General features: G+C 63.7%; 26 protein-coding genes. 16 read left to right on the top strand and 10 right to left on the bottom strand.

What is annotated here, in order from left to right; all coding sequences use genetic code 11:
• From FJ938_RS15700 to FJ938_RS15765, 14 genes are all read left to right on the top strand, one after another.
• Positions 1-724: extracellular solute-binding protein (locus tag FJ938_RS15700; protein ID WP_140606843.1), on the top strand; the 724-nt coding region annotated here is incomplete at its 5' end.
• Between the two features lie 214 nt (positions 725-938).
• The gene (locus FJ938_RS15705) at positions 939-1886 is read left to right on the top strand and encodes a sugar ABC transporter permease (RefSeq protein ID WP_140606842.1); all 948 of its coding nucleotides are present in this window, start codon (positions 939-941) and stop codon (positions 1884-1886) included.
• A complete protein-coding gene (locus tag FJ938_RS15710; RefSeq protein ID WP_140606841.1) occupies positions 1883-2833 on the top strand; it encodes a carbohydrate ABC transporter permease in 951 nt (316 codons plus the stop codon). Before FJ938_RS15705 ends, FJ938_RS15710 begins: the two co-directional genes overlap by 4 nt.
• Complete coding sequence (locus FJ938_RS15715) at positions 2830-3036, top strand: hypothetical protein (protein ID WP_140606840.1); 207 nt, start codon at positions 2830-2832, stop codon at positions 3034-3036. Before FJ938_RS15710 ends, FJ938_RS15715 begins: the two co-directional genes overlap by 4 nt.
• Positions 3037-3038: 2 nt before the next feature.
• Complete coding sequence (locus tag FJ938_RS15720; RefSeq protein ID WP_140695192.1) at positions 3039-4151, top strand: ABC transporter ATP-binding protein; 1113 nt, start codon at positions 3039-3041, stop codon at positions 4149-4151.
• Positions 4144-5157, top strand: a complete 1014-nt coding sequence (locus FJ938_RS15725) for an ABC transporter ATP-binding protein (RefSeq protein ID WP_140606838.1) — start codon at positions 4144-4146, stop codon at positions 5155-5157. The genes FJ938_RS15720 and FJ938_RS15725 overlap by 8 nt, the downstream gene beginning before the upstream one ends.
• Before the next feature lie 72 nt (positions 5158-5229).
• Entirely contained in the window at positions 5230-6873 is a 1644-nt protein-coding gene (locus FJ938_RS15730; protein WP_140695194.1) for a dihydroxyacetone kinase subunit DhaK, read from the top strand.
• 72 nt (positions 6874-6945) lie between these two features.
• On the top strand, positions 6946-7548 hold the full coding sequence (gene dhaL / locus FJ938_RS15735; RefSeq protein ID WP_140606836.1) for a dihydroxyacetone kinase subunit DhaL: 603 nt from the start codon (positions 6946-6948) through the stop codon (positions 7546-7548).
• A complete protein-coding gene (gene dhaM, locus FJ938_RS15740) occupies positions 7548-7937 on the top strand; it encodes a dihydroxyacetone kinase phosphoryl donor subunit DhaM (RefSeq protein ID WP_140606835.1) in 390 nt (129 codons plus the stop codon). Before dhaL ends, dhaM begins: the two co-directional genes overlap by 1 nt.
• A 21-nt stretch (positions 7938-7958) precedes the next feature.
• The gene (locus FJ938_RS15745) at positions 7959-8261 is read left to right on the top strand and encodes an HPr family phosphocarrier protein (RefSeq protein WP_140606834.1); all 303 of its coding nucleotides are present in this window, start codon (positions 7959-7961) and stop codon (positions 8259-8261) included.
• Positions 8245-9831 (top strand): phosphoenolpyruvate--protein phosphotransferase, encoded by a 1587-nt coding sequence (ptsP, locus tag FJ938_RS15750; RefSeq protein WP_140606833.1) that lies wholly within the window; start codon positions 8245-8247, stop codon positions 9829-9831. Before FJ938_RS15745 ends, ptsP begins: the two co-directional genes overlap by 17 nt.
• Before the next feature lie 11 nt (positions 9832-9842).
• Positions 9843-10268, top strand: a complete 426-nt coding sequence (locus FJ938_RS15755; protein ID WP_140606832.1) for a hypothetical protein — start codon at positions 9843-9845, stop codon at positions 10266-10268.
• Between the two features lie 32 nt (positions 10269-10300).
• Complete coding sequence (gene dhaK, locus FJ938_RS15760) at positions 10301-11287, top strand: dihydroxyacetone kinase subunit DhaK (protein WP_140606831.1); 987 nt, start codon at positions 10301-10303, stop codon at positions 11285-11287.
• Between the two features lie 79 nt (positions 11288-11366).
• Entirely contained in the window at positions 11367-12395 is a 1029-nt protein-coding gene (locus FJ938_RS15765) for a nucleotidyltransferase family protein (protein ID WP_181165473.1), read from the top strand.
• A 50-nt stretch (positions 12396-12445) separates the two neighbouring features.
• Here FJ938_RS15765 and FJ938_RS15770 read toward each other — a convergent pair whose 3' ends face one another.
• Genes FJ938_RS15770 through FJ938_RS15780 form a run of 3 tightly spaced genes read right to left on the bottom strand, consistent with a single transcriptional unit; the run spans position 12446 to position 14164 of the window.
• Positions 12446-13432 carry a serine kinase gene (locus FJ938_RS15770; protein ID WP_140606829.1) on the bottom strand — a complete coding sequence of 329 codons (987 nt, stop codon included), beginning with the start codon at positions 13430-13432 and terminating at the stop codon, positions 12446-12448.
• Entirely contained in the window at positions 13429-13863 is a 435-nt protein-coding gene (locus tag FJ938_RS15775) for a lasso peptide biosynthesis B2 protein (RefSeq protein ID WP_140606828.1), read from the bottom strand. The genes FJ938_RS15770 and FJ938_RS15775 overlap by 4 nt, the downstream gene beginning before the upstream one ends.
• A 16-nt stretch (positions 13864-13879) precedes the next feature.
• Positions 13880-14164 (bottom strand): PqqD family protein, encoded by a 285-nt coding sequence (locus FJ938_RS15780; RefSeq protein WP_140606827.1) that lies wholly within the window; start codon positions 14162-14164, stop codon positions 13880-13882.
• 268 nt (positions 14165-14432) lie between these two features.
• Between FJ938_RS15780 and FJ938_RS15785 the strand changes: the two genes are divergently transcribed.
• The gene (locus FJ938_RS15785) at positions 14433-16340 is read left to right on the top strand and encodes a propionyl-CoA synthetase (RefSeq protein WP_140695196.1); all 1908 of its coding nucleotides are present in this window, start codon (positions 14433-14435) and stop codon (positions 16338-16340) included.
• Positions 16341-16662: 322 nt separating this feature from the next.
• On the opposite strand, the gene FJ938_RS30290 is transcribed toward FJ938_RS15785, so the two are convergent.
• The 3 genes from FJ938_RS30290 to FJ938_RS15800 form a co-directional block, all read right to left on the bottom strand.
• On the bottom strand, positions 16663-17220 hold the full coding sequence (locus tag FJ938_RS30290) for an acyltransferase (protein ID WP_140777896.1): 558 nt from the start codon (positions 17218-17220) through the stop codon (positions 16663-16665).
• A 225-nt stretch (positions 17221-17445) separates the two neighbouring features.
• Positions 17446-18699: a polysaccharide biosynthesis/export family protein gene (locus FJ938_RS15795; protein WP_181169119.1), complete on the bottom strand. Its 1254-nt coding sequence runs from the start codon at positions 18697-18699 to the stop codon at positions 17446-17448.
• A gap of 84 nt (positions 18700-18783) precedes the next feature.
• On the bottom strand, positions 18784-19461 hold the full coding sequence (locus FJ938_RS15800; RefSeq protein WP_140695201.1) for a sugar transferase: 678 nt from the start codon (positions 19459-19461) through the stop codon (positions 18784-18786).
• Positions 19462-20060: 599 nt separating this feature from the next.
• Here FJ938_RS15800 and FJ938_RS15805 point away from each other — a divergent pair.
• Positions 20061-20336: an exopolysaccharide production repressor exox gene (locus tag FJ938_RS15805; RefSeq protein ID WP_140606822.1), complete on the top strand. Its 276-nt coding sequence runs from the start codon at positions 20061-20063 to the stop codon at positions 20334-20336.
• A gap of 38 nt (positions 20337-20374) precedes the next feature.
• Here the strand turns inward: FJ938_RS15805 and FJ938_RS15810 are convergent, their stop codons facing one another.
• The 4 genes from FJ938_RS15810 to FJ938_RS15825 are packed head-to-tail and all read right to left on the bottom strand — an operon-like array spanning position 20375 to position 25537.
• Positions 20375-22219 carry an ABC transporter ATP-binding protein gene (locus tag FJ938_RS15810; RefSeq protein ID WP_140695203.1) on the bottom strand — a complete coding sequence of 615 codons (1845 nt, stop codon included), beginning with the start codon at positions 22217-22219 and terminating at the stop codon, positions 20375-20377.
• Positions 22220-22227: 8 nt separating this feature from the next.
• Positions 22228-23229, bottom strand: coding sequence for a serine kinase (locus FJ938_RS15815; protein WP_140695205.1), 1002 nt, complete (start codon positions 23227-23229; stop codon positions 22228-22230).
• The gene (locus FJ938_RS15820) at positions 23226-25148 is read right to left on the bottom strand and encodes a lasso peptide isopeptide bond-forming cyclase (RefSeq protein ID WP_140695207.1); all 1923 of its coding nucleotides are present in this window, start codon (positions 25146-25148) and stop codon (positions 23226-23228) included. Before FJ938_RS15820 ends, FJ938_RS15815 begins: the two co-directional genes overlap by 4 nt.
• Positions 25145-25537 (bottom strand): lasso peptide biosynthesis B2 protein, encoded by a 393-nt coding sequence (locus FJ938_RS15825; protein WP_226890474.1) that lies wholly within the window; start codon positions 25535-25537, stop codon positions 25145-25147. Before FJ938_RS15825 ends, FJ938_RS15820 begins: the two co-directional genes overlap by 4 nt.
• Positions 25538-25541 lie beyond the last annotated feature (4 nt).

Here is a 25541-nt window from a genome sequence, read left to right on the forward strand (position 1 = left end):
GATCTACACCGAGCGCGGCTCGGAAGGCATCACCATGGGCGCCATGGACGTGCTCTACAGCTACGGCTTCCAGTACGAGAACCCGAAGAAGCCCTATGACATGGAAGGCTTCGTCAATTCGCCCGACGCGATCAAGGGCCTGGAATTCTACAAGGCGCTTTACGACTGCTGCACCCCTCCGGGCGCCTCGAACAGCTACATGGGCGAAGGCGTCGATGCCTTCAAATCCGGCCAGGTGGCGATGCACATGAACTTCGCCTTCACCTGGCCGGGCCTGCAGAAGGACGAAAATGTCGGCGGCGACAAAATAGGCTATTTCGTCAATCCCAAGGGTCCTGGCGGCGCACAGTTCGCCCAGCTCGGCGGCCAGGGCATTTCCGTGGTGTCCTATTCCGACAAGCAGGAATCGGCGCTGAAATACATCAAGTGGTTCGCCAACAAGGACGTGCAGGCCAAGTGGTGGTCGCTCGGCGGCTATTCCTGCCTCAACGCGGTCGTCAAGGACCCGAAATTCCCGTCTAGCCAGCCCTATGCGCAGACCTTCCTCGACTCGATGGCCATCGTGAAGGACTTCTGGGCCGAGCCGAGCTACGCGCCGCTGCTGCAGGCCTCGCAGAAGCGCTTCCACGACTACGTCGTCGCCGGCCAGGGTTCGGCCAAGGACGCACTCGACGGGCTGGTCAAGGACTGGACGCAGATCTTCCAGGACGACGGCAAGATGTAAGCTCCTCCCGAGCTACGCCCAGGGCCGGATGATTTCAGGTCGAATAGACCAGAAATCATCCGCCTCCAGGCCTAAAGAGAGAGCATGATGTCGTTCCAAGACCGCTTCACACTTTTCGCCATCATGCTCGTGGTCCCGTGCCGCTCTTGGCACGAGACGCGGTTCAGATAAATTCCATCACAGAGACGCCCAAGTGACCGAAGCAGGACTGACCATGCTCAATCGGACCGCGGAGACCGTTGCCCGGGCGACCCCGGAACCGTTGGCGCGCAAGGTCCGGGGCATCAGCGACAAGGGCCTCGCCTGGCTGTTCATCTCGCCGACGATCCTGTTGCTGCTCGCCATCAACATCTTCCCGCTGTTCTGGGCGATCTATCTCTCGTTCACCAATTACCGCGCCAACCGGCCGAACGAGGTGGTGAAGAATCTCGGTTTTGCCAACTACCAGCGCATCCTCGGCGACCGGGACGTCTGGATCGCGATGCAGACGACAGCGCATTTCGTGTTCTGGACCATCCTGCTGCAGACGCTGATCGGCTTCACGCTGGCCTGGCTGATCGACCGCAAGTTCCGCGGCCACGCCTTCTGGACGACGCTGATCCTGGTGCCGATGATGCTGTCTCCGGCGGTGGTGGGCAATTTCTGGCGCTTCCTCTATGAGCCGCAGATCGGCCTGTTCTCCTATGTCATCGCGTTCGTCAGCGGCATTCCACCGACAAGCATCCAGATGCTCTCCAATGTGTCGCTGGCGCCGTGGTCGATCATCATCGTCGACACCTGGATGTGGACGCCTTACGTGATGCTGATCTGCCTCGCGGGCCTGCGTTCGATCCCCGAATACATCTATGAGGCGGCCGAGGTCGACCGCGCCTCCAACTGGCGCCAGTTCTGGTCGATCACGCTGCCTATGGCGCTGCCCTTCATCATGCTGGCGGTGCTGTTTCGCGGCATCGAGAACTTCAAGATGTTCGACATGGTCAACCTGCTCACCGGCGGCGGCCCGGGCTCGACCACCGAGGTCGCCTCGATCACGCTGAAGCGGCAGGCCTTCGAGAGCTGGCGAACGGGTTATTCCTCGGCCTTCGCCATCATCCTGTTCGTCGCGGTTTTCGGCCTCGCCAACATCTACGTCAAGGCGCTCAACAAGGTGAAGCAGAGATGAGCCTGACCACAGCCCACTCGGTCGTCGCGCCCTCGGCGAACTCGAAGCGCATCGCAGGCGCGATCATCATCGCCTACGCGCTGATCTCGATCGTGCCGCTCTTGTGGATCTTCGCCACCAGCTTCAAGACGCCGCCGGATTCGATCGCCTATCCGCCCAAGATCGTGTTCCAGCCGAGCATCGAGGGCTACTGCAACCTGTTCACCACGCGGACAAGGCAGACGCCGGAATACATCAACTCGCTCGGACCGGCGACCGGCTTCTGCGACGAGACCGTGCGCAAGCGCAATATGGTGATCGCCGGGCCGTCGAATTTCCTGCCGCGCTTCGTCAATTCGCTGGTCATCGCCTTCGGCTCGACCTTCTGTGCTGTCTTTCTCGGCACGCTGTCGGCCTATGGCTTCTCGCGCTTCAAGGTGCCGCTCGCCGACGACCTCCTGTTCTTCATCCTGTCGACGCGCTTCATGCCGCCGATCGCCGTCGCCATCCCGATCTACCTGATGTATCGCGAGCTCGGCCTGTCGGACACCGCGCTCGGCATGATCCTGCTCTACACGGCGGTCAACGTCTCGCTGGCGGTGTGGCTGCTGAAAGGCTTCATCGACGAGATCCCGCGCGAATATGAAGAAGCGGCGATGATCGACGGCTATACGCGGCTGCAGGCCTTCTGGCGCACCGTGCTGCCGCAGGCGACCACCGGCATTGCGGCCACCGCGATCTTCTGCCTGATCTTCGCCTGGAACGAGTATGCGTTCGCGGCGCTGCTCACCTCCGGCACGGCACAGACCGCGCCGCCCTTCATCCCGACCATCATCGGCGAAGGCGGCCAGGACTGGCCGGCGGTTGCGGCGGGCACGACGATCTTCCTGGTGCCGATCCTGGTTTTCACCATCCTGCTTCGCAAGCAATTGCTGCGCGGCATCACCTTCGGCGCGGTGCGCAAATGAGCATGACCCAATCCGCAAAACGCAAATCGCGCTGGCCGCGCTGGGCCAGGCGCGGCGTGATGGAAAACGTCGCCACGGCGCTCATCGCTATCGGCTTCCTGATGCTGTTCCAGCCCTTCGCGCTGTCGCTCTACACCTATTCCTTCATCACCATGCTTGCCGGCACCGTGATGTTCATCGTCGTCTCGAAATTCCCGGAATAATCATGGCCGAGATCCGCGTCCAACACCTGAGGAAGGCCTTCGGCGACTTCGTCGCCGTGCAGGATTCCAACTTCATCGTCGAGGATGGCGAGTTCTTCGTCATGCTCGGGCCGTCGGGCTGCGGCAAGACGACGACGCTGCGCATGATAGCAGGGCTGGAACTGCCGACCGGCGGCCAGATCCTGCTCGACGGCGAGGACGTCACCATGCTCAGGGCACGCGAGCGCGACATCGCCTTCGTCTTCCAGCTGTTCGCGCTCTATCCGCACATGAATGTGCGCAAGAACATCGGCTTCCCGCTCTTGGCGCAAGGCATGCCGTCGGCCGAAATCCGCACCAGGGTCGAGGAGACGGCGAAGCTGCTGCGCATCGACCATCTGCTCAACAAATCCGTCTCGGGTCTTGCCGGCGGCGACCGACAGCGCGTGGCGCTCGGCCGCGCCATCGTGCGGCGGCCAAAATGCTTCCTGATGGACGAGCCGCTGGGCACGCTCGACACCGAATTCCGCGACCTGATGGTGCATGAACTGCGCGAACTGCACAACCGGATCCACGCCACGACGGTCTATGTCACGCACGACCAGATGGAAGCGATGTCGATGGCCGACAAGATCGCTGTGATGAACCATGGCGTCATCGAACAGTTCGGCACACCTCGGGAGATCTACGACCGGCCGGCGACCATGTTCGTCGCCGACTTCATCGGCTCGCCGCCGATGAACTTCTTGGGCTTTGGCGGCGGGCTTGCCAAGGGCGCGAAGGAAATTGTCGTGCAAGGCGCAAAGGTCGCGGTACCGGAGGTGCGCGAGGATATCGCCCCGGCCGACATGGCGCTTGGCATCCGGCCGGAGCACATCCGCTTCGACGACGCCTCGAAGCTGCGCGGGGCCATCTACGGCACCGAATATCTCGGCACCACGCAGATCGTCGCCGTGGAGACGGCGGACGGCATCATCAAGGCGCGGGTGCCGGCCGAAATCCGGCTGAATGCGGGCGATCATGTCGGCCTGGCCCTGAACAGCGCGCGGCTGTCGCTGTTCGACAAGGGCTCCGGCCGCGCCGTGAAGACGGCGATCCACGACACCGCCTCTCAAGGGAGAGCGCAGCATGGCTGATGTGCGCGTCAAGAACGTGACCAAGAGTTTCGGCGAGCATGTCGCCGTCAACGGTCTCGGCCTGCATATATCAGACGGCGAATTCGTCGTGCTGCTCGGGCCGACCGGAGCCGGCAAGACGACGACGCTGCGGCTTATCGCGGGGCTGGAACGGCCGGATGCCGGCACGATCGAGATCGGCGGCCACGAGGCCACGACGCTGTCGCCGGCCGAGCGCGACACGGCTTTCGTCTTCCAGCAATATTCGCTCTATCCGCATCTGTCAGTGTTCGACAATCTTGCCTTCCCGCTGCGCTCGCCGGCGCGGAAAATGCCGGAAGACCAGATACGCCGGCGGGTCGAGGAGGTGGCGAAGATGGTGCGCATCCATCACAAGCTCGCCAACCGCTCGACCAAATTGTCGGGCGGTGAAATGCAGCGCGTCGCCATCGGCCGCGCGCTGGTGCGCAAGCCGGCCATCTACCTCATGGACGAGCCGCTTTCGTCGCTCGACGCCAAGCTGCGGGCGGACCTGCGGCTCGAATTGAAGCGCATCCAGTCCGAACTCGGCGCCACCATGCTCTACGTCACCCACGACCAGATCGAGGCGATGACGATGGCCGACCGGATCGGCATCCTCGCCGACGGCGTGCTGGTGCAGATCGGTTCGCCAAGGACGATCTATTCGGAGCCGGCGAACCTGCATGTCGCGGCACGACTCGGCCAGCCGGCGATCAACCTTTTGCCCATGGGGCTGTTGCCCGACGGCGGCGCGCCGGCGGGCGCCAAGACGATCGGCGCACGCACCGAGCATCTGGCGATTGAAAAGGCCGTGAATGGCCATGCCGACGGCGTCGTCGACTGGGTCGAGCATCTCGGCGACCAGAACCATCTGCATGTGACGGTGGGGCCGAAGAAGCTGGTGACGCTGACCGATCCAGACACCGATCTGGCCCAAGGCGACAGGGTGGTGATCCGCTACCGCTCGCCGCTCTATTTCGGCGCGGATGGACAAAGGTTGATGTGAACGGTTTCGAGCGTCCCCGCCAAGGGTCGACGCCGGCTTCCGATGGACGATTGCGAATACGGGACGAATTCGATGAAGCACTTTTTCAACCGCAGGGAAACGATCGTCGCCGAGGCGCTGGACGGCCTTTTGTGTACCATCGGCTCGGGCGACCTTGCACGCCTCGACGGCTACCCCGAGATCAAGGTCGTGCTGCGCGCCGGTTGGGACAAGACGAAGGTCAGCGTCATCTCCGGCGGCGGTGCCGGACACGAGCCATCGCACGCCGGCTTTGTCGGCAAGGGCATGCTGACGGCCGCGGTCTCGGGCGAGATCTTTGCCTCTCCGAGCGTCGAAGCGGTGCTGGCGGCCATCCGCGCAGTCACCGGCCCGGCCGGCTGCCTGCTGATCGTCAAGAACTATACCGGCGACCGTCTCAATTTCGGCCTGGCCGCCGAGAAGGCGCGCGCCGAAGGTTTTGCCGTCGAGATGGTGATCGTCGCCGACGATATCGCGCTGCCCGACATCGCCCAGCCGCGCGGCGTCGCCGGCACGCTGTTCGTGCACAAGATTTCGGGCCATCTGTCGGAGGCCGGCCATGATCTGGCTGCGATCGCGGCAGCGGCACGCGCGGCCGCGAAGGACATCGTCTCGCTCGGCATGTCGCTGTCGTCCTGCTCCATCCCTGGACAACCGCACGAAGACAGGTTCGGCGAAAACGACGGCGAGCTCGGTCTCGGCATCCATGGCGAGCCGGGCGTCGAACGCATCGCGGTGCAGAGCGCCGACCGGCTGGTGGCGATCATGGCGGAGCGCCTGGCGGCGCGACTCGATCCGAATGACCCTCATGCCTTGCTGATCAACAATCTCGGTTCGGTGCCGCCGCTTGAAATGTCGCTGATCGCCAATGCGGTGCTTGCCTCGCCGCTCGGTAAGTCCATCAAGCTGGCAATCGGCCCCGGCCCGCTGATGACGGCCCTCAACATGAACGGCTTCTCGCTGTCGCTGATACGGCTTGACGCGGCCCGCGAGGCCGCCCTGCTGGCGCCGGTCGGCCCGCACGCCTGGATGCCGGCAAGGCCGGTCGCCGCACCTGCTGTCGTGCCGATGGCGAAAGCAGCCGGACAGAGTGCGACGCACCTGCCCAGCCAGGACGCCGGCACAAGGCGCCTGATCGTTGCGGTCTGCGAAAGGCTGATCTCGCTCGAAGCGACATTGAACGGGCTGGATGCCAAGGCGGGCGACGGCGACACCGGCTCGACCGTGGCGACCGGCGCGCGCAGTGTGCTTGAGCGGCTTGATAGGCTGCCGCTCGCCAACCCCGCGGCGACGCTCGGCGCGGTGGGCGACATTTTGAGCGCATCGATGGGCGGCTCCAGCGGCGTGCTGCTGTCGATCTTCTTCACGGCGGCGGCGCAGGCCCTCGAAGGCGGCGCTGACATAGCCAAGGCGCTGCTTGCCGGGCTCGAGCGGATGACCTTCTATGGCGGCGCCAAACCGGGCGACCGCACCATGGTCGATGCCCTGGAGCCGGCGCTCAAGGCGCTCGACGGCAGCGGGCTTGGAAGCGCGGCGGCAGCGGCCCGGCGCGGTGCCGAGGCCACGGCGGCCATGGAAAAGGCGAAGGCCGGACGGTCCGCCTATATCGGGACCAAGTTGCAAGGCGTGGTCGACCCCGGCGCTCAGGCCGTGGCCGAGGCGTTCGCGGCCGCCGCCACGCTGCTTGTCACGGCCTGATGCATGCTCCAGTTGTCGAATGACCGTTCTTTCGCTACTGCGGGCAAGGCGCAAACCGGGAATTTGGCCGATATGACGGCATTGAACCTTGCCAGGCTGGTCGCGGCCGCCGCGGATGCGATTGCCGCCCACGCCGAGGAATTGACGGCGCTCGACCAGGCGATCGGCGACGGCGACCACGGGCTGAATATGAAACGCGGCTTCGAGGCCGTGCGGGCCGAGGCCGATCTGTTCGCGGCAAAACCGCTGCCCGACGCGCTGAAGGCGATCGGCACCAAGCTGGTGATGACAGTGGGCGGGGCCTCCGGCCCGCTCTTCGGCACATTGTTCATGGCGCTCGGCAAGGAGATTTCGGCCGACCCCGATCGCGCCAATTTGACGGTGGCCTTCGGCAAGGCGATCGAGGCAGTGGCCGCGCGCGGCAAATCTCAAGTTGGCCAGAAAACCATGCTCGATGTGCTGCAGCCGGTGCATCAGGCCTTGGCCGAGGGAAAGACGGCGGCGGAAATAGCCGACATCGCCGACATCGCCGCCAAGGCGACCGTACCTATGAAAGCGTTGCGCGGCCGCGCCTCGTTCCTCGGCGACCGCTCGATCGGCCATATGGATGCCGGCGCGCGCTCGACCGCGCTGCTGGTGCGTACGGTGGCGGAAACCATCGGGGAGGTTGCCTGATGAGCAATGTCGGGATCGTGATCGTGTCGCATTCGCCGCTGGTCGCGGAGGGCACGGCCGACATGGTACGCCAGATGGTGGGCGACGAAGTGCCGCTTGCATGGTGCGGCGGAAACGGCCATGGCGGGCTCGGCACCAATGTCGAGGCGATCATGGGCGCCATCGACAAAGCCTGGTCGGAAGCCGGCGTCGCCATTCTCGTCGATCTCGGCGGCGCCGAGACCAACAGTGAAATGGCGGTCGAGATGATCGGCGAGCCGCGTGCGCACAAGATCGTCGTCTGCAACGCACCGATCGTCGAGGGGGCGGTGATGGCCGCGACCGAGGCATCCGGCGGCGCCTCCCTGAAAGAGGTGGTGGCGACGGCGCACGAATTGTCGCCGTCGTGAGTGAACAGGAACGTTGAACATATGTCCGCAGCCGCCGAAGCGACCGTCCTGATCACCCATGCGGTGGGCCTGCATGCGCGCCCTTCGGTGAAGTTCACCAAGCTGGCCAAGACCTTTGCCGGCGATGTCGAGATCGCGCTTGCCGCCAACGGGCCGTGGTTCGACGCCAAGAGCATCGTCAAGGTGATGGCGGCCAAGGCGCCGAAGGGCACGTTGCTGCACATCAGGGCCAGGGGTGATGGCGCCATCGATGCCGTCGATGCGCTGGTCGATCTGGTGCGGCGCGACTTCGACGAAGGCGCGGACCATGCCCGCACCGCTTAGGCTCCAAGGCATTTCCGCCTCGGCCGGCTATGCCGAGGGGCCGCTGTTCGACCTCGACCGGCCATCGGCCGTCTACGCAAGCAAAGCCACCGCGGCGGAAGAGAAGGCGTCGCTGACAGCCGCGATCGACAAGGCGGTGAAACGGCTTGCCGCCATGGTCGAAGCCGCAGACAGCGATGCCGCCGGCATACTCGAATTCCACATCGCCATGCTGGAGGACGACGCGCTGAGTGGACCGGCCTTCGCATCGATCGGTTCCGGACAGACAGCCGATACGGCCTGGCGGCAGGCACTCGATAGCGAGATCGCCAGCTATGAAGCCTCCGACCAGGGCTATTTCCGCGCCCGCGCCGCGGACCTGCGCGACATCAGGGACCAGGTGCTGCGTGCCCTGACCGAGGACGGAGGCCGCGCCGCGCCTTCGGGCGCCATTCTGTTCGGCGACGACATCGCGCCAACACGTTTTCTCGAAACCGACTGGACGCACGGCGGCGGCATCGCGCTGAAGGCGGGCAGCACCGCCAGCCATGTCGCCATGCTGGCGCGATCGCGCGGCGTGCCGATGGTGGTCGGGCTGCGCCAATTGGAGGCCAATCTGGCAGGCCTCGCTCTGCTCGACGCCGAGCACGGCAGCATCGTGCTGGCGCCCTCGCCAGCGGAGGTCGCCTCCTTCCGACAATTGTCCTCTTCCTTCACGATTCGCGAAGGCAAGGCACGGACCTTCCTGGCACCGCCGGCGGTAACCAAGGACGGGACGGCGGTGCGCGTGCAGGTCAACATCGCCGGCCCATCCGATGTCGACGCCATCGACATCGCGACCTGTGACGGTGTCGGACTGATGCGCACCGAATTCCTGTTCGGCAAGACCTTGCCGGATGAGGCGACGCAATACCGCGCCTATCGCAAGGTGCTGGAGTGGGCCGGGGAAAAACCTGTGACGATCCGCACCGTCGATGCCGGCGGCGACAAGCCGGTGCCGGGCTTCACCGTCGAGGAAGGCAATCCGTTCCTTGGCCTGCGCGGCATCAGGCTGTCGCTGGCGCGGCTCGACATATTCCGTGTTCAAATCAGGGCATTGCTGCGCGCCGCGCCGCACGGCAATCTCAGGGTCATGTTTCCGATGATCGCCATGGCCGAGGAGTATGAATGCGCGGCTGCCTTGTTCGCCGAAGAACAGGCGGCGCTTGCCGCGCGCGGCGTCACGCAGCAGATGCCGCCGCTCGGCATCATGGTCGAGGTGCCGTCGGTGGCCATCGCGCCGGAGGCGTTCGCCAATGTCGCCTTCTTGTCCATCGGCTCCAACGACCTGACGCAATATGTGATGGCGGCGGCGCGCGACAATGCAGCGGTCGCGCATCTCAATTCCGTCCGTCATCCTGCCGTCCTGCGGCTGATCGGCTTGATCACGGCCTTCGGACGGGAAAACGGCATTCCCGTCAGCCTGTGCGGCGATGCCGGCGGCGATCCGGCGTCGATCCCATCGCTGCTGGAAGCCGGCCTGCGCGACCTTTCCGTCGCGCCGGCGCAACTCGCCATGGCCAAGGCGGCCATATCGGACATTTCGGTCTAGGCGCGGCTGACATGGTCGACAACATACCCGAACCCGGTCCCGAAGCGGCGATCCGCGCCTACAAGACGATCCTGTCGCAGGTCATCGACCAGCGCCCGTCCGGCATGCGCCAGCGCCTTGCCGACGCGCTCGGCAAGCACCGCAGCTTCGTCACGCAGATTTCGAGCCCGGCCTATTCGGTCCCCATCCCCTCAAAGCATCTGCCTTCGATCTTTTCCGTCTGCCATTTCAGCCCGGCCGAGCGCGATCAGTTCCTTGCCGCCTACCATCAGGCACATCCGGGAAAAATGTCGATCGCGGCGGGCATGCGCAAGACACGGCATGTGTCGCTCGTCGTGCCCGATTTCGGCGACGACAAGCAGAATGCGGCGCTCGACCGGGCGATCAACGAATTCATCCAGAAGATCACCAGCATCGCCGGCAAGGGTGGCGGCTGACCGTTTCTTGCCGAGCTGTTTGGGAGGACGCCATGAAGAAATTTATGAACGCGGTGGACACGGTGCTGACCGAGAGCCTCGACGGTTTCGCGGCCGCCCATGCCGATATACTGGTGCTTGGCGAGGAGCACAAATTCATTCGCCGTCGGAGCTTGCGGCCTGGCAAGGTGGCGCTGATCTCCGGAGGTGGCTCGGGCCACGAGCCGCTGCATGGCGGCTTTGTCGGCCATGGCATGCTGGATGCCGCCTGCCCCGGCCAGGTGTTCACCTCGCCGACGCCGGACCAGATGCTGGCGGCGGCGCAGGCCGTCGACACCGGCGCCGGCTGCCTGTTCATCGTCAAGAATTATGAGGGCGACGTGATGAACTTCGACATGGCGGCCGAAATGTCGGAAGGCGTCCTGCAGGTAGTGACCAATGACGACGTGGCCGTCGAGAATTCATCCTACACGACCGGCCGGCGCGGCGTCGCCGGCACGCTGGTGGTGGAAAAGATCGTCGGCGCGGCCGCCGAGCATGGCCTGGCCCTCCCGGTGCTGAAGACGCTGGGCGAGCGCGTCAATGCCGCGACCCGCTCGATGGGCGTGGCGCTCACCAGTGGCACGGTGCCAGCCGCGGGCAAGCCGACCTTCGACATCGGCGATGGCGAGATGGAGTTCGGCGTCGGCATCCATGGCGAGCCCGGCCGGCGACGCGACAAGTTGAAAAGCGCCGATGCGATCGCCGAGGAAATCTGCGCCGCTATTCTGGGCGATCTCGGCGACAGGGGCAAAGGTCCGGCGCTGCTGTTTATCAACGGCTTCGGCGGCACGCCGCTGATGGAACTCTATCTGATGTACAACAGCGCGCGCCGGATATTCGAGAGCCACGGCGTCACGATAACCCGCTCGTTGGTCGGCAGCTATGTCACCTCGCTCGACATGGCCGGCTGCTCGATCACGCTGACCATGCTCGATGATGAGATGACAGGCTGGTGGGACGCGCCCGTCCATACGGCGGCGCTGCGCTGGGGCATGTAAGACTGGCCTCAGACATGCATTTCTGCGACCATCGTGCACAACCCAATTAACCCAATTATCTGCAACATTGTCCGGCTTGATCCTGCCACCCCTGACACCCGCCGACGAAAAACTGTTGCTGCGCTTCGCCGATCCGGAGTCCACGGCGGTCGACGATAATCTGTCGGCAAAAGCTCTGTCGGCACTGCTCGACAATGCTGAATTCCACGGCGTTCTGCCGATCATGCTGCGCAAGCTCAGGGAACGTGGCGACGTCCATTTGCCTGATGACCCTGCCTTGCAGCTGAAGCTGTCGGGGCTGCGTGATCAGGCAACGATTGCCACCGGCCAGTCGATGCTGCTGCAGTACCATGGCGACCGCATCATGAAGGGGTTGGCGGCGGAAGGCATTCCGGCGCGGATCGTCAAGGGGCCGGTCTTCGCGCGAAAACTCTACCGCAACATATCCGACCGGCCGTTCACCGACATCGACATTCTCGTCGAGCCCGGCAACCTTGCGCGGGCAAACCAGGTGATCGCGGCCAGCGGCTTCGAGCTTGGCAGCGACGAAGCCGAATCCTACCAGTTGCAGGAGTTCAAATGGCTGGAAAAGGGGAATTCCAGCCTGCTGATCGAACTGCATGGCGACCTTGTGCACGACACCGGCATGCGGCGGCGCCTGTCGCTGGGCTTCCGCGAATTGGGCACCATCGACGGCGGGGCGAAGGACACGCCGGCAGCCCTTTTGACGATCGCCGTCGTGCACGCCGCCGGCGGCCACAAATTCCACCGGCTGCAGCTTTGTGTCGACGTGCTGCAAGGGGTGCGGGCACTCGGCTCGCCCGAATCGGAAATCCGCCTGCTGAAGTCTGCGCGCATGACCGGCATCGAACTCGAACTGGCGATCGTGCTCGACGTCACCGGCCGATTGTTCGGCGAGGCCCGCGCGCTTGAACTCGCCGGGCGGATCAAGCCTGACCTCTCGATACGGCTGGCCAGGCGGCTGATCACGACGAACACGCTGCTCAGGGTGAATTCCCGGGAAAAGATCGGCTCACGCCTGCGCCGCGACGCCTTTCGCTGGATCCAGCGGCTGGCTAAGGCCAGGGCGGTTCCAGGAAAAGCGTGAAGCGTCTTCCGTTGCATCAAGACAAGAAGTCTTCCGCCGCTGAATGGCCGTCAATCGGTTGAGGTCAGCGTCGCGTTGATCAGCGCCGCCGCGTCGGCAGGGCGTGCGCCGACTTCCAGGGTGAAGGTCGGCACCGAGGAGACCAGCTTGCCGATCGTCGCCAGCCGGCGCTTCTGCAACGGCAACAGGCCGGTCATGCCAGTGCGGACATTGTCCATCGCCAGCGCCACCATCGCGTCGGTCCGGACCATGGGCACGAGCCGGGTCTCGCTGTTTGCGGACCGTGCAAGGTGCACGAGAGCTGCCACAGGCCTGGCGGCAGGACTTTCGATTCGTATGATCCCGCTCAGCCGCTCCAGCGAGACGGCCTGTTCGCCGTTGCGGTCCCATGACGGACCAAGGCATGGTGACACAAGCGGGATAATTTCGGCGGTCTTCTGGTGGATCTTGACGTGGCGCGGCAGCCCCCAGGCCACAGGCATGACCGAAGCCACGTTCAGGACCATGGCGTCGTCGGAGCAGAGGCCTAAGCCTTGCGTCGCCAGCGCCAGCGACGTGGTGGTCTTGCCCGTGCCGCTCGGCGCGTGGATCAGCACGACAGCGTCACGATCGGGCAGCGTCAGGCCGGCGGTGTGCAGCATATGCTGGCCGCCAGCGTCGAGCGCGGCGTCCAGCACCAGCATCGACGGTGTCCAGGCTGCCTTCGTCCCAAGGCGGACCCGGAGTTTCGCCCAGCCCTCCTCATCATTCATCGCCACAGTCTGGCGTCCTGGAAAGACGAGATGGACCGTCGAGCCATCGGCGACCATCCGGCAATAGCCGTCTTCCGGTATCTCGCCTTCAAAGACGAGCGACCCCACCGGCTCTTCCTCCAGAACGTCCGTCTCGGCAATATCGAGGCGAAAATCCGGCTCGACGGAATCTGCTACGCGCAGGCTGGCGAGCATTCTGTCGAAGTCCCGCCCCAATTCGGGCCGGTCGGCCGATATGCCGAGAACCTGGCCGTTGAGGCCGTAGCATGCAAAAAGTCTGGTCAAGCGGGACGCACCCTTGTGGCATCGGCATGGTGGCGATAGATCTCGACCATGCCGGGAAGGCTGTCACTGACAACCGGTTTGCCATCGAGGCAGACCCAGCAATGCGCCGACAAGTGCTGCGCCTTCAGCGACTTCGGATCGACGCCGAAACGCAGCTCCGGATCGAAGCCGGCAAGGCGCAGGAAACGATGGCCAAGCAGGCCCTCGCGCAGGCATCTGCGGTCGCGCATCAGCCAGGGATGGCGCACGGCGCGGTTGACGCGGGCGACGATGTAGGCGGCCGGCAGGCCGCGATAGGGTGTCGGCGAGGCGAGCGGCGCCCATTTTAGCACCTCCTCGAAACTGCGGTTGGCGATGAGGACCGGCATCAGCCGCGCGCTTGCCCAGAGATGGCAGCGAAACAAAGCACGCAGGAGCGGACCGTCGGCCATCAGTTGCGTCTCTCCATCAGGCGCCCGGGGCGGCGAGGATACCTTCCGAGACCAGATCGGTGGCCAGTGCGGCCATGTCCTCGTCGAGCGTATCCTTGCCGACCTCGAACTCCTCGCAAAGCAGGCCGACGATCTGGTCAAGGCTGCGCGCGCCATCGACCTTGTCGAGAAAGGCTTCGGTCGTACCGTTGCAGGTGTAGAGTTGTCCGCTGCGCGCCAGAAGCACGACGGCCCCATCGCCGACATGCTGGACCGAGGCGTCGTCCGCCAGCCGCAAAACCGTCCCAGAAACAATTTCCATCACCAACCCCAAAAAGCCATGCAAAGCCCGAAATGAGATAGCGCGGTGATGGGGTGCTGTCTATCAGCCGGGGGAGGTAGTCCATGCCGGTCTGCGTTTTGCAGGCGACCACCGGTGGCGCATGCGCTCCCCTCAATGCCGTACTTCACGACTGTGGGCGTCTCCGCTCAGGACGAGACCATCTCGGACGAAAATCGGGGAAGACATCGCCGGAAAAAACAGCATAGGCTATCACAAAGACGGCAAATCGATCCTGGGGAGGATGTGGATGGCTTCACGCTATCACGAGGTCTATGACGGCTGGAAACGCGACCCGGAAAAATTCTGGGTGGACGCGGCCGTCGCCATCGATTGGTACTCGCCCTGGGACAAGGTGTTCGATGCCACGGCCGGCGTCTACGGGCGCTGGTTCACCGGCGCGACCTGCAACACCTGCTACAACGCCATCGACCGCCATGTCGCCGGCGGACGCGCCGATCAGATCGCGCTGATCCATGACAGCGCCATCACCGGAACGGTGAAGAAATTCACCTATGCCGAGCTCAAGCGTGAAGTGGTGGCGCTGACCTCGGTGCTGAAGAATCGCGGCATCGGCAAGGGCGACCGTGTCATCATCTACATGCCCATGGTGGCGGAGGCGGCTATCGCCATGCTCGCCTGCGCCCGGATCGGCGCGGTGCATTCGGTCGTCTTCGGCGGCTTTGCCTCGCATGAGCTTGCCACCCGCATCAATGACGCCAGGCCCAAGCTGATCATCTCCGCCTCCTGCGGCCTTGAGCCGGGCCGGGTCGTGGCCTACAAGCCGCTGCTCGACAGAGCGATCGAGATGTCCCGCCACAAGCCGGACGCCTGCCTGATCCTGCAGCGCGGCCAGTTGCGCTGCGATCTGAAGGACTATTTCGACATCGACTACGCCGACGCCGTCGCCCGCGAACGGGCGGCCGGCGCCAATGTCGACTGCGTGCCGGTGCTCGCCACCGATCCGCTCTACATCATCTACACGTCAGGCACGACCGGCCAGCCCAAGGGCATCGTGCGCGACAATGGCGGCCACATGGTCGCGCTGAAATGGACGATGGAGAACGAATTCGGGGTCAAGCCGGGCGAGGTGTTCTGGGCGGCGTCCGATGTCGGCTGGGTGGTCGGCCATTCCTACATCGTCTACGGACCGCTGCTGCATGGCTGCACTAGCATCCTGTTCGAAGGCAAACCGATCGGCACGCCCGACGCCGGCACCTATTGGCGCGTCATTGCCGAACACGGCGCCGTCGCGCTGTTCACCGCGCCGACGGCGTTCCGCGCCATCAAGGGACAGGACCCCAAGGGCGAGTTCGTTCCCAAATACGATCTGTCGAAATTCCGCACACTGTTCCTCGCCGGCGAGCGCGCCGACCCCGAAACCATCAAATGGGCGGAGCAGAAATTGAACGTGCCCGTCGTCGATCATTGGTGGCAGACGGAGACCGGATCGCCGATGACGATCAACCCGGCGGGGCTCGGCCTGCTGCCGGTGAAATACGGCTCGCCCGGCGTGCCGATGCCCGGCTACGACATCCGGGTGCTCGACGACGCCGGCCACGAAGTGCCGCGCGGCACGCTGGGCAATGTCGTGGTCAAGCTGCCATTGCCGGCCGGCTGCCTGCCGACCTTGTGGAACGCCGATGCCCGCTTCCGCCAAGCCTATCTCGACGAGTTCCCCGGCTTCTACAAGACGGCCGATGCCGGCATGATCGACGACGATGGCTACCTCTATGTGATGGCCCGCACCGACGACATCATCAATGTCGCCGGCCACCGGCTGTCGACCGGCGCCATGGAAGAGGTGCTGGCCGCCCATCCCGATGTCGCCGAATGCGCTGTCGTCGGCATTGCCGATGCCATGAAAGGCCAGGTGCCGCTCGGCTTCGTGGTGTTGAACGCCGGTGTCGCGCGCGACGGGGAAGCCATCGAGCAGGAGGTGGTCGCGCTGGTGCGCGAACGCATCGGCCCGGTCGCCGCCTTCAAGACCGTGGTGATGATCAAGCGCCTGCCCAAGACGCGGTCGGGAAAGATCCTGCGCGGCACCATGCAGAAGATCGCCGACAAGGAAGAGTGGGCCATGCCAGCGACCATCGACGACCCTGTCATCCTGGACGAGATCACCGCCGCCCTGAAGGAACGCGGGATCGGGGTTTGAAGTGCCCCGTTGGTGGCCGATGAGAGCCTACCTTGTTCGGCAGGCAGTACCTTTTTGTGTATCGTGCACCGGCCTCTTGGCACTATCCCGCCTCATACGCGATGGCAGGCAGCCATTTTGCGTGCACGACTGCCGGCTTGATATCGAGAGCCGCCGCATGGACCCGTTTCAGGATCGCCGACAAGGAGGACCGGCTGATCTTCGATGAACTCGATTGCGCCTAGAGCGGTTCAGCGTTTGATAGAATCGTTGATCCGCTCTAACTCTTTGTTATTACGCAATTCCGGACGGAAAACCGCTACGCACTTTTCCTGCAATTGCTCTAAAAGCGCACATATCCCGGGGACGCCGCTATCTCGCGAATTATTCGGGCGGGATTTCCGGCAACCAGGCTGTGCGGGGGGACACTTTTGGTGACCACGGACCCGGCTCCGATCACGCTATGGTCGCCGATTTCAACTCCAGGCAGAATTATCGAATTGCGGCCGATCCACACATTGTCGCCGATCACGACGGCTTTCATTTTGACGCCGGCGCCTTCATCGATCTCGTGATAGTTCGAATCTTGAATGACGACGCAATCGCCGACAAGGCAGTTCTTCCCGATGCTCACCGCTGTCGAAACGTCGATCATCACGCCGCTGTTTATGAATGATCTGGAGCCGATGGACAGTCTTGCATTGCCGAGCACATGGAACCAGGAACGGGATCCGAAACCCCGGAATGAAACCAGGGAACCGAGCTCGATAGCGCCCTTTCCTGCTATACGCGGCGAGACGCCGAGGACCGAAACGCGATCGGCTATTTTTATGCCCCTGGTGCGCCAAAGGAAGGTAAAGATCCTACCTTTGATAAACCTTCGGACACGATAGATATTCACGACGACACCCCTTCCGAGCCGCATTGATCGTTATGCGGACACAGACATCCGGCTGCCCTCCGCAGCCAGGTGAATGCAATGGAACGAACAGCCTTTGCAGGACGGCCCGCTAGAGCGGCCCGGCGTTTGATGGAATCGTTGATCCGCCCTAAGTCTTTGTTATTACGCAACTCGAGACGGAAAACCGTTACGCACTTTTCCTGGAATGCTCGATGCGACCAACGCCTACTGGCTGGCCAGAGGCGCCAGCTTGACCTTGATGACGTCGCCGGGCAGCACGGGTGTGTCTTCCTTCGCCGCGATCTCGCTGGTCTTGCCGTCGACGACCCGCACCAGCGCGTAGAGCAGGCTGGGCTCTTCGCTGGTATCAGCGGCCGCCCTGGTGGCTGGATCGGTTGCCTGGGCGATCAGGCCCTTCTGCATGTTCACCTTCAGCGCGGCCTCATTGAGGTCGGCTTCGGTCTGCTGCCGGTTGGCGGCGAGACTCGAACTCAAGGTGTTCTGGGCATCGATGGCGTCCTGCGTCGCCTTGCTGATCGCCTGCTTGGCGGTGAGGATGGCCGTTTCGTAGTCCAGGATCTTGCCCTGCAGGTCGGTGACGGACTGCTGCGAATCCAGAAGTCGCGCGTTGGCGACCAGACCCTTCTGCGCCAGCGGACCGATGCTGGCGAGTTGCTGCTGCGCCAGGTCGACCTGCTTCTGCTGGTTGACGATCTTCTTCTGCAGGGATTCGATCTCGGCCTGCAGAACCCCTTTGAGATCGTCGAGCGCCTCGAGCTTCAGCTTAAGCGCTTTCTGGTCCGAGGTCAGGATCGTCATCTCGTCGGCGACGATGGCCGGCAGCCGCGGATCGCCCTCGACCTCTTTTGGAACGTCGAAACTCGTCTTGCCGGCCATATCGGCGTCGATGCGGGCGCGCTTGACGATCAGCCTGATGCGCTGGTCGTCAGAAATGTCGAAGCCGCCCTTGGCGGTGACCAGGTCCTTGCCGAGTTGAGGCCCGTAGTCTGTGTTGCGCCTGATGCCGCCGGCGACGCTGATCGCCTTCAGCACCGTAAGGTCGGGCACATAGGGAAACTGACCGGGGTTCTGCACCTCGCCTGAAATATAGAATGGCCGGAACTGTGCCATTTCAACCGAGGCTTCAGGCCTGTCCGACAAAGCGAGCTTGTGCTGCAGCGCCTCGCCGATCGCTGCCGCGACTTGCGCCGTGGTCTTGCCGGCCGCCGGCAATTCGCCGACGAACGGCACGGACAGGGTACCGGCCGGGCCGACCGTGTATTGGCCGTTGACCGACGACCAGTCGCGGAACGTACTTTCGACGGTCTGCCATTCGGCGATGCGGATGGTGAGCTTGTCCTGCGAGCCGAGGTGGTATTCGTCGGCGGCGGCCATCGGCGGAAAAGCGAGCGATGCCGCAAGGCAGGCCATAAGCAGCGAGCGGCCGCAAAACGGGCCGCTGCCAAAGGCTTCCGATATGTCTTTTTTCAACTGTGCGTTCCGATCCGTTTTAGCCCCATCGCCCGATGAGCTTGCCGCCGGATGCCTGGCACCGGTGGCCGGTCAGTAAGAGCCGCGCGACATCCAGACGGCCGGCACGGTCTTGATGATGATGCGCACGTCCCCGAACAGCGACCAGTTCTCGACATAGTGACGGTCGAACGCGACGCGGCTGTCATAGGAGACGTCGTTGCGGCCGCTGACCTGCCACAGGCCAGTCAGGCCGGGCCGGGACTTCAGATAGTACACGGCGGCGCTGCCGTAGATCTCCAACTCGTCGCGTACCACCGGACGAGGCCCGACAAGGCTCATGTCGCCCTGAAGGATGTTGATGATCTGGGGGAGTTCATCGAGGCTGAGCTTCCTCAAGACCGCTCCGACACGGGTGACGCGCGGATCGTTCTTCAGCTTGCGGGTGGCCATCCACTCCGCGTTGGCTTCCGGATTGGTGGCTAGATAGGCGGCCAACACCTTGTCGCCGTCCGGAACCATGGTGCGGAATTTCAGGCACGGAAAGATTCGACCGCCGCGCCCGATTCGCCTGTGGCCGTAGAAAATCGATCCACCGTCGGAAAACTTGACCAGCAACGCTATCATGATGAACAGCGGGCTGAGCGCGATCAGGCCGGCCAGCGAACCCACAATATCGAAACTGCGTTTGATAAGGCCGCCGATCGGCGGCGGAAAATCGGTGCCAGCCTGCGAAAAGTCCGCCGTGGCCGACTTGGCAATGTCCCTCATGCCGATACTCCATGCGTTGAACGAATGGTTTACCGCACGATATCAAAAAAATGCTGCAGCGCAACACACAATTTCCCAGCCCCTTGAAATAGTCTCGTCATGAATTGACTAAATAATAAGCTTGGGCAGCAAACTTTTCAGGATGTTGAGCAAATTTGTGACAATAAAATGGCAACTAGAAAAAATGCCGACCTTTCTGGGGCGATTTTGAGGCGGGGCGTTCCCCCTGGCCTCCAACGGGGCATATTAGTGCTTTATAAAGGTGCGAAGTTCCGGAATATTAACATAAAATACTGCTTAATATTGTAGATTGTACTGAAATAGGCCTGTGGGCCTAGATCGTTTGAAATGCCTGTGTGTGCGTTGCAACACGAGCGAGTCAATCGTATCGGCTCAATCAAAAATATGTGCGGTTGCCCTTGCCGCCTCCTGCCCGCCTTAATAGAATTGCAAATTATACCTGTCAGAGTGGCGACAGGTTGAAAGGCCGGAAGCAACCGGTCGGCAGCGGGCAGCTTAACAAGCCCGCATAACAAGGGACGGCGCTCGGGTAGGGCAATCGTTGGATATAACCCGAGCCGGTTTATGGGCTGTTGGGTATGTCGCTTCCAAAATTCATCATTGGGATGATTTTCGCGCTGGCAATCATCGTTGGCTGGTCCTGGATCGATAGCGCTTCGCTGGGTACGACCCTGCTGCGCGTCATCATCTGCGCCGTGATCATCCAGGCCGGCTACTTCGTCCTTGTCTATGCCATGATCGCCAGGAGCGCGCCGACGCCGGCGGACAGGCTGCGCGAGGCCGAAAGAAAGCTCAGTGCGCCGGACGTGGCTGAAAGCGAAAAGCTTGGCAGCGCACGGCGAAGCCTGCACTGATCCAGCAATATCGCCAAATCCCAGGGATATATCCGCCCTCAGGCCACATTGGCGGATTCGGGTTCCGATTGTTCTCCAGACAGCATCCTGGATAGCCGGCTCCCCGGCTTTGCCTTCAGCCGCTGATATTGCCCGACTTCCACGACACGGCCGTCCTCCATCGCCACCACCCAGTCGGCGAAGGCGATCATCGACGGCCGGTGGGCGATGGTCAGGATGGTCATCGCGCCGCGCAATCCGTCGATCGACCTGGCGATCAGCGACTGGTTCTGCCAGTCGAGCGCGCTGGTCGCCTCGTCGAGGATGAGCAGCGACGGCTTGCGCAGCAGTGCACGCGCCAGCGCGATGCGCTGGCGCTCGCCGCCGGAGAGGCGCACGCCACGGTCGCCGACCACCGTATCGAGCCTGTGGTCGAGCCGTTCGACGAATTCACCGGCGTGCGCGGCGCGCAGCGCGCTCCATAAATCGTCGTCGCTCGCCTGCGGCGCAGCGAGACGCAGGTTCTGCGCGATCGTATCGTGCAGCAGGAACACGTCCTGCGGCACATAGGCCACCTGATCGCGCCAGCGGCGGCGATTGGCGGCATCGATCTCGACGCCGTCGACGACGATCTTGCCGGCGCTCGGCTCGAGCAGGCCGAGCAGCATGTCGGCGATCGTGCTCTTGCCGGATCCCGACGGACCGATCAGGGCGGTGACCTTGCCGGCGGGAAGGCCAAACGTGATGTCGCTCACCACCGCCTTGCCGGCGCTATCGTCATAGAAGAAGGAGACACCTCGAATGTTCAGTCCGGTATCCAGCGACAGCTTGCCACCATCCTTGGATCCGACATGGCCCGGTTCACGCTCTGCATCGAAACGTGCCTGCAGGCTGCGCATCGCCGTATAGGCGGGCAGGTTGATCAGCACCTGCTGGGCCTGTGTCTGCATGTCCATGAAGCGCGGCGCGATGCGCATGAAGACAAGCAACAGCACGACAATCTCGGCCAGCGACAGGTTGAAGCGGACCAGCGCTACATAGATGAACAGGCTCAAGCCCACCACGCTCGCCACCTGGAACACGGCGGTACCGATCGAGCTGTTGCGCACGTAGTCGATGTTGTCGGCCTTCATCTTTTCGAGCGTTGCCTGCAACTGGGCGAAATAGCTCGCTTCGACATTCAGGCTCTTGGCCACCTTGATGCCGCCGAGGAATTCCGAGACCGTCCGGTACTGATCCTGGCGATTGGCTGTCAGAACCCTGCCGAAAGCGGTGGCGCGCGAGCGGAACGGCTGCAGCGCGACGAACATCAGGATACCGATGACCACGGCAAACAGCGTCATCACCGGCGAGATGAACACGGAGACCACGAGATAGCCGGTCAGAAGCATGGCGATCTGCACCAGCATCAGCAGCGAGAAGGCCGCCCCCTGGACACGGTCTATGTCGCCGGTCAGGGCATGGTCGAGGTCGGAGCTGCGCATGCGCGTGAACACGCCCCAGCGCGCCTTGCCGATGCTCTCGAACAGGTTCATGCGCAAACGGTTGATGAAATCGAAGAGAAGCCTGGCCATGTAGACCGACTTGAAGCGGTTGAATGCTGCCTGCACAGCAACGAGCCCAACCAGCGCGCACAGCACCGTCGTCAGTTGCAAGGTTCCGCCAGGCACCAGCCAGCGCACGACATCAATATTCGGCAGCCGGACCGCGAAATCCTGGTCGGCGCGACCGACAAGGTGGAGTAGCGGCACAAGCAGCAGGATCGAAATGCCTTCCGTCAGGCTGCCAAGGATCAGGAACAGCAGCGCCGTCCAGGTGCGCCGCCCGCCGATCTGGGCGATGACAGCGCCGAACGCGGCGATATCGCGAAACAGCGACAGGCGAAGGATTGAGGACTTCGACATGTTTGCGCTCACGGCTGCCGGCGGCCAGCCTTCGGATCCCCTGCCGCCAGATCTGTTTCGATCAACTCCACGGCCTCGCCGATCCTGTCGAGCCCGGTCGGGAGTTCCAGCCGGCAGACGCCGGTATGGTTGGCAATTCCTGAACAGTGGCGAAAATGCACCGCCGCCAAGTCGCCTGACAGCGCGGCACGACCAAATCGCGTCACGTAGGAAAATTTGATGATGGCCGGCAAGGCGGCAATGCCTGGCAAGGGCGCGATCTCGGCCGTTTGGCCGCGCTCCAGAACATAGATCCTGGCCACCGGCACCGTGTCACCGGAAAAGGCGCCGTGCAGGCGATGCTGCATCTTCTCGATAGCCGGATGCACTTGCGGCCGCACCTCCGCTTGCCCCAGCGAAATCGCGGCCGCGGCGTCGGCGGCAAGCTTGATCTGCGGAAATCCCGGCACGATCATCGGCTCGTCCGAGTTGGCGAGATCGAGCGCCACGATGTCGTCGGTGAGCAGTTGGTGACCAGCCCTGATCAGCGCGCTTGCCGTCGTCGACTTGCCGGCGCCCTTGTCGCCCATGAAGATCGCGCCCTTGCCGGCCACCGCAATGGCGCTGGCATGCAGGACGAGCAGGCCGCGCCGGTGCAGCAACAGCGCCATCACCGGTCCGAGCAGGGGAAACGCGAGCAGCGCGTCGTCGGCGCCGGGCGCCGGTTCGACATCGATGCGGCAGCCGTCGCTGATCATGAAGGCGCCGACCGCATGCCAGGCCAGATATTGCCGCTCCGGCTCGAAGCGGAAGATCGTCGCGGCCTCGGGTGAGGGCTTCGGCATATCGATCGTGCCGATGGCGATCAGGATATCCGCCACCGCTGGCCCCGCCCGCTCCAGCTCGGGCAAAGCAACATCGGACGCAACGGTCAGGCCATAGGCCCGGTAGTAACGCCGCTCTCTGACCATCCCGGCATGCGCCGGCGGATGATCAGGATATGCGGCAAGCGGCTGGTTGCGGGGCATCATGCTGGGCTCCCGCCGGGCTGGACCTGCCGCAGCCATAGCGACAGCGAAGCCGAACGCCAGACATACTGGACGTCGAGCGCCGCCGCCCGATCCGGCTGGCTGAGCAGCCGCGCACAGGCGGCCTTCACCTGCGGCAGGTTGACGTAGGGCGCGATGCGGCCGGCATCCGAGACCAGCAGTTGCTCCAGGAGGTCGCGGTGGTTGCGCACCATGCCGTTGACCAGATTGGCGGTGAAATCGATCTTGTCGCGCCGCCACTGGACTGCCGCCGGCAGGATGCCTTCCATGGCCCGGCGCAGCACATAGCGGCCAAAGCCGTGGCTGAGCTTCTCCTCGCCCGGCAGCGCCAGGCAGAATTCGACCAGCGGCTTGTCCCAGAACGGGTAGCGCGGCTCGATGCCGAAATTGGCCGCGGCCTTGTCGAGAACCTCGAAAGAATGCGGGACATAGCCATTTAACAGGATCCAGCGATGGCTGAGCGCGTCGCTGGCCTGGACACTTGGCGGCATGTAGCCGGCCCGGTGAAACCGGTCGACAAGCTCGGTTCGTTTGGCCAGGTCCGGGTTGATCAGGTCGCGCCAGCTTCGGCCGCGCGGCGTTGCGGAGGCCCCGCGTATCTTGTTCAGGGCGCGGTTCGCCAGATGTCTCAGCCGGGCAATGCGCCAGGCCGGCCCGTAAATGGTCAGGAACTGGAAATAGAGAGCAAGCGTGCTGTTGCCATAGGTGTTCGAGGCGCTGCGGACCTCGCGCCAAAGGTCCAGCCATCGGCCGGTATTGGCAAGCTCGTGCAGATGGCCATGTCCCTGTGAAACGACCTCGTCGCCGCCGTGCCCGTCGAGCAGCACCTTGATGCCCTTGGCGCCCGCCGTCCGGTAGATGCCACGGGTCAGCGTCAGGCCCGGCGCCAGGAAGGTGCCTTCCTGCTCTTCCAGCACCCGTTCGAATTCAGCGAAGGGTGCGTAATTGTCGACGGGGATCAGCGTCGGGTCGGCCTTCTGCTGGTCCAGCACGGCATCGATGAAAGGGCGCTCGTCCATCGACGAGCCCTTCTCGAAAATCAGCGAGAAGGTCGGCAACTTCGATTTCCGCTCGGCGGCGTTCTGCAGGCCTGCCACGCAGGCGATCGAGGAGGAATCGAGACCACCGCTCAGCATCGCGCCGACCGACTGACTTCCGCGCATGCGGTTGCGCACCGATTGCGAGAACAGATGGGCGAACTCCTCCGCGGCGTCGGACCGGAGCGCGCGCGGCGATGGCTCGATCTGCCAGTACCGGCGCATCACCACTTGCTGCGCGGTGACGGTGAGGCTGTGACGCGCCGGCAGGCTGAAGATGTCGCTGTAGGGCGTTGATTGCGGGTCGTCGGGAAGCCCGGCCAGGAAACCCGAAATCCGATGCTCGCTGAGACGCGCACCGACCCCGTCCAGGCCAAGTATCGGCCCAATCTCGGAAGCGAAGGCAAAGCGGCGTTCGGTTGCGTGATAGTAGAATGGCTTGACCCCGAAATGGTCGCGCGCGCAAAACAACAGCCGCCGCTCGGCATCCCACACCGCGAAAGCGAAATCGCCTTGCAGATGCACCGGGCAGGCTTCGCCCCAGCGCAGATAGGCCTGCATCAGCAACACGGCGTCGGCGACCGACCTGTCCCTGACGCCGAGTCTCGCCATCAGCTCGTCGCGATTGTCCAGCCGGCAATCCGCGGTGATGGCGAGCTTGCCGCCGGCCAGGGTCAGCGGGCCTGGGCCGGATTCACCGGTGGTGTTTAACCAGGCGTGGCCAAGCGCGATGCCGGTGTCCAGCCACCACGAATTTCCGTCGGGGCCACGATGGCGCATGCGTGTCAGCATCTGCTGGATGTCGGTCGCCGCGTCCGTCGGCGCGGGTTCCTGTCGCAGCAGGATTCCGGCCACGCCGCTCATCGGCTGCCGTGATCGACCAGATGGGCGAAACCATCGACGGAGCCGCCGAGCACGACATGGTTGTCGCTGACCAGCCAGGCATGCGCCCTCAGTTGCTCGCCCGTGCCGCGTTCGATGCCTATGCGGATATGGGAAGCATTACCCTGGCGCGCGAGAATGTATTGGCCCGCAAGCGCCTGGGTAAGGCACGTTGCGCGCGGCACGAACCGCGCGGCGGCCACAACGCCCCAGGCGACGAGCCGCAACTCGCCCATGCTGGCACACTGGCGCGCGTTGAGCCGGGTCACCATGCCGCGAACACGGTTGTACGAGAACAATGTCAGCCCCAGCCGGACGGCCGCGACCACCATCAGGCAGCGGCAGAGGAAAAACGCTTCCGAACCGCTCAAGGTG

Origin of the sequence: Mesorhizobium sp. B2-4-14, assembly GCF_006442155.1 — a bacterium.
Classification (GTDB): domain Bacteria; phylum Pseudomonadota; class Alphaproteobacteria; order Rhizobiales; family Rhizobiaceae; genus Mesorhizobium.

Coding starts and splice junctions, on each gene's coding strand:
- FJ938_RS15705 (WP_140606842.1), top strand. CDS start 939: ATGCTCAATCGGACCGCGGAGACCGTTGCCCGGGCGACCCCGGAACCG.
- FJ938_RS15710 (WP_140606841.1), top strand. CDS start 1,883: ATGAGCCTGACCACAGCCCACTCGGTCGTCGCGCCCTCGGCGAACTCG.
- FJ938_RS15715 (WP_140606840.1), top strand. CDS start 2,830: ATGAGCATGACCCAATCCGCAAAACGCAAATCGCGCTGGCCGCGCTGG.
- FJ938_RS15720 (WP_140695192.1), top strand. CDS start 3,039: ATGGCCGAGATCCGCGTCCAACACCTGAGGAAGGCCTTCGGCGACTTC.
- FJ938_RS15725 (WP_140606838.1), top strand. CDS start 4,144: ATGGCTGATGTGCGCGTCAAGAACGTGACCAAGAGTTTCGGCGAGCAT.
- FJ938_RS15730 (WP_140695194.1), top strand. CDS start 5,230: ATGAAGCACTTTTTCAACCGCAGGGAAACGATCGTCGCCGAGGCGCTG.
- dhaL (WP_140606836.1), top strand. CDS start 6,946: ATGACGGCATTGAACCTTGCCAGGCTGGTCGCGGCCGCCGCGGATGCG.
- dhaM (WP_140606835.1), top strand. CDS start 7,548: ATGAGCAATGTCGGGATCGTGATCGTGTCGCATTCGCCGCTGGTCGCG.
- FJ938_RS15745 (WP_140606834.1), top strand. CDS start 7,959: ATGTCCGCAGCCGCCGAAGCGACCGTCCTGATCACCCATGCGGTGGGC.
- ptsP (WP_140606833.1), top strand. CDS start 8,245: ATGCCCGCACCGCTTAGGCTCCAAGGCATTTCCGCCTCGGCCGGCTAT.
- FJ938_RS15755 (WP_140606832.1), top strand. CDS start 9,843: ATGGTCGACAACATACCCGAACCCGGTCCCGAAGCGGCGATCCGCGCC.
- dhaK (WP_140606831.1), top strand. CDS start 10,301: ATGAAGAAATTTATGAACGCGGTGGACACGGTGCTGACCGAGAGCCTC.
- FJ938_RS15775 (WP_140606828.1), bottom strand. CDS start 13,863: ATGGCCGACGGTCCGCTCCTGCGTGCTTTGTTTCGCTGCCATCTCTGG.
- FJ938_RS15780 (WP_140606827.1), bottom strand. CDS start 14,164: ATGGAAATTGTTTCTGGGACGGTTTTGCGGCTGGCGGACGACGCCTCG.
- FJ938_RS15785 (WP_140695196.1), top strand. CDS start 14,433: ATGGCTTCACGCTATCACGAGGTCTATGACGGCTGGAAACGCGACCCG.
- FJ938_RS15800 (WP_140695201.1), bottom strand. CDS start 19,461: ATGAGGGACATTGCCAAGTCGGCCACGGCGGACTTTTCGCAGGCTGGC.
- FJ938_RS15805 (WP_140606822.1), top strand. CDS start 20,061: ATGTCGCTTCCAAAATTCATCATTGGGATGATTTTCGCGCTGGCAATC.
- FJ938_RS15810 (WP_140695203.1), bottom strand. CDS start 22,219: ATGTCGAAGTCCTCAATCCTTCGCCTGTCGCTGTTTCGCGATATCGCC.
- FJ938_RS15815 (WP_140695205.1), bottom strand. CDS start 23,229: ATGATGCCCCGCAACCAGCCGCTTGCCGCATATCCTGATCATCCGCCG.
- FJ938_RS15820 (WP_140695207.1), bottom strand. CDS start 25,148: ATGAGCGGCGTGGCCGGAATCCTGCTGCGACAGGAACCCGCGCCGACG.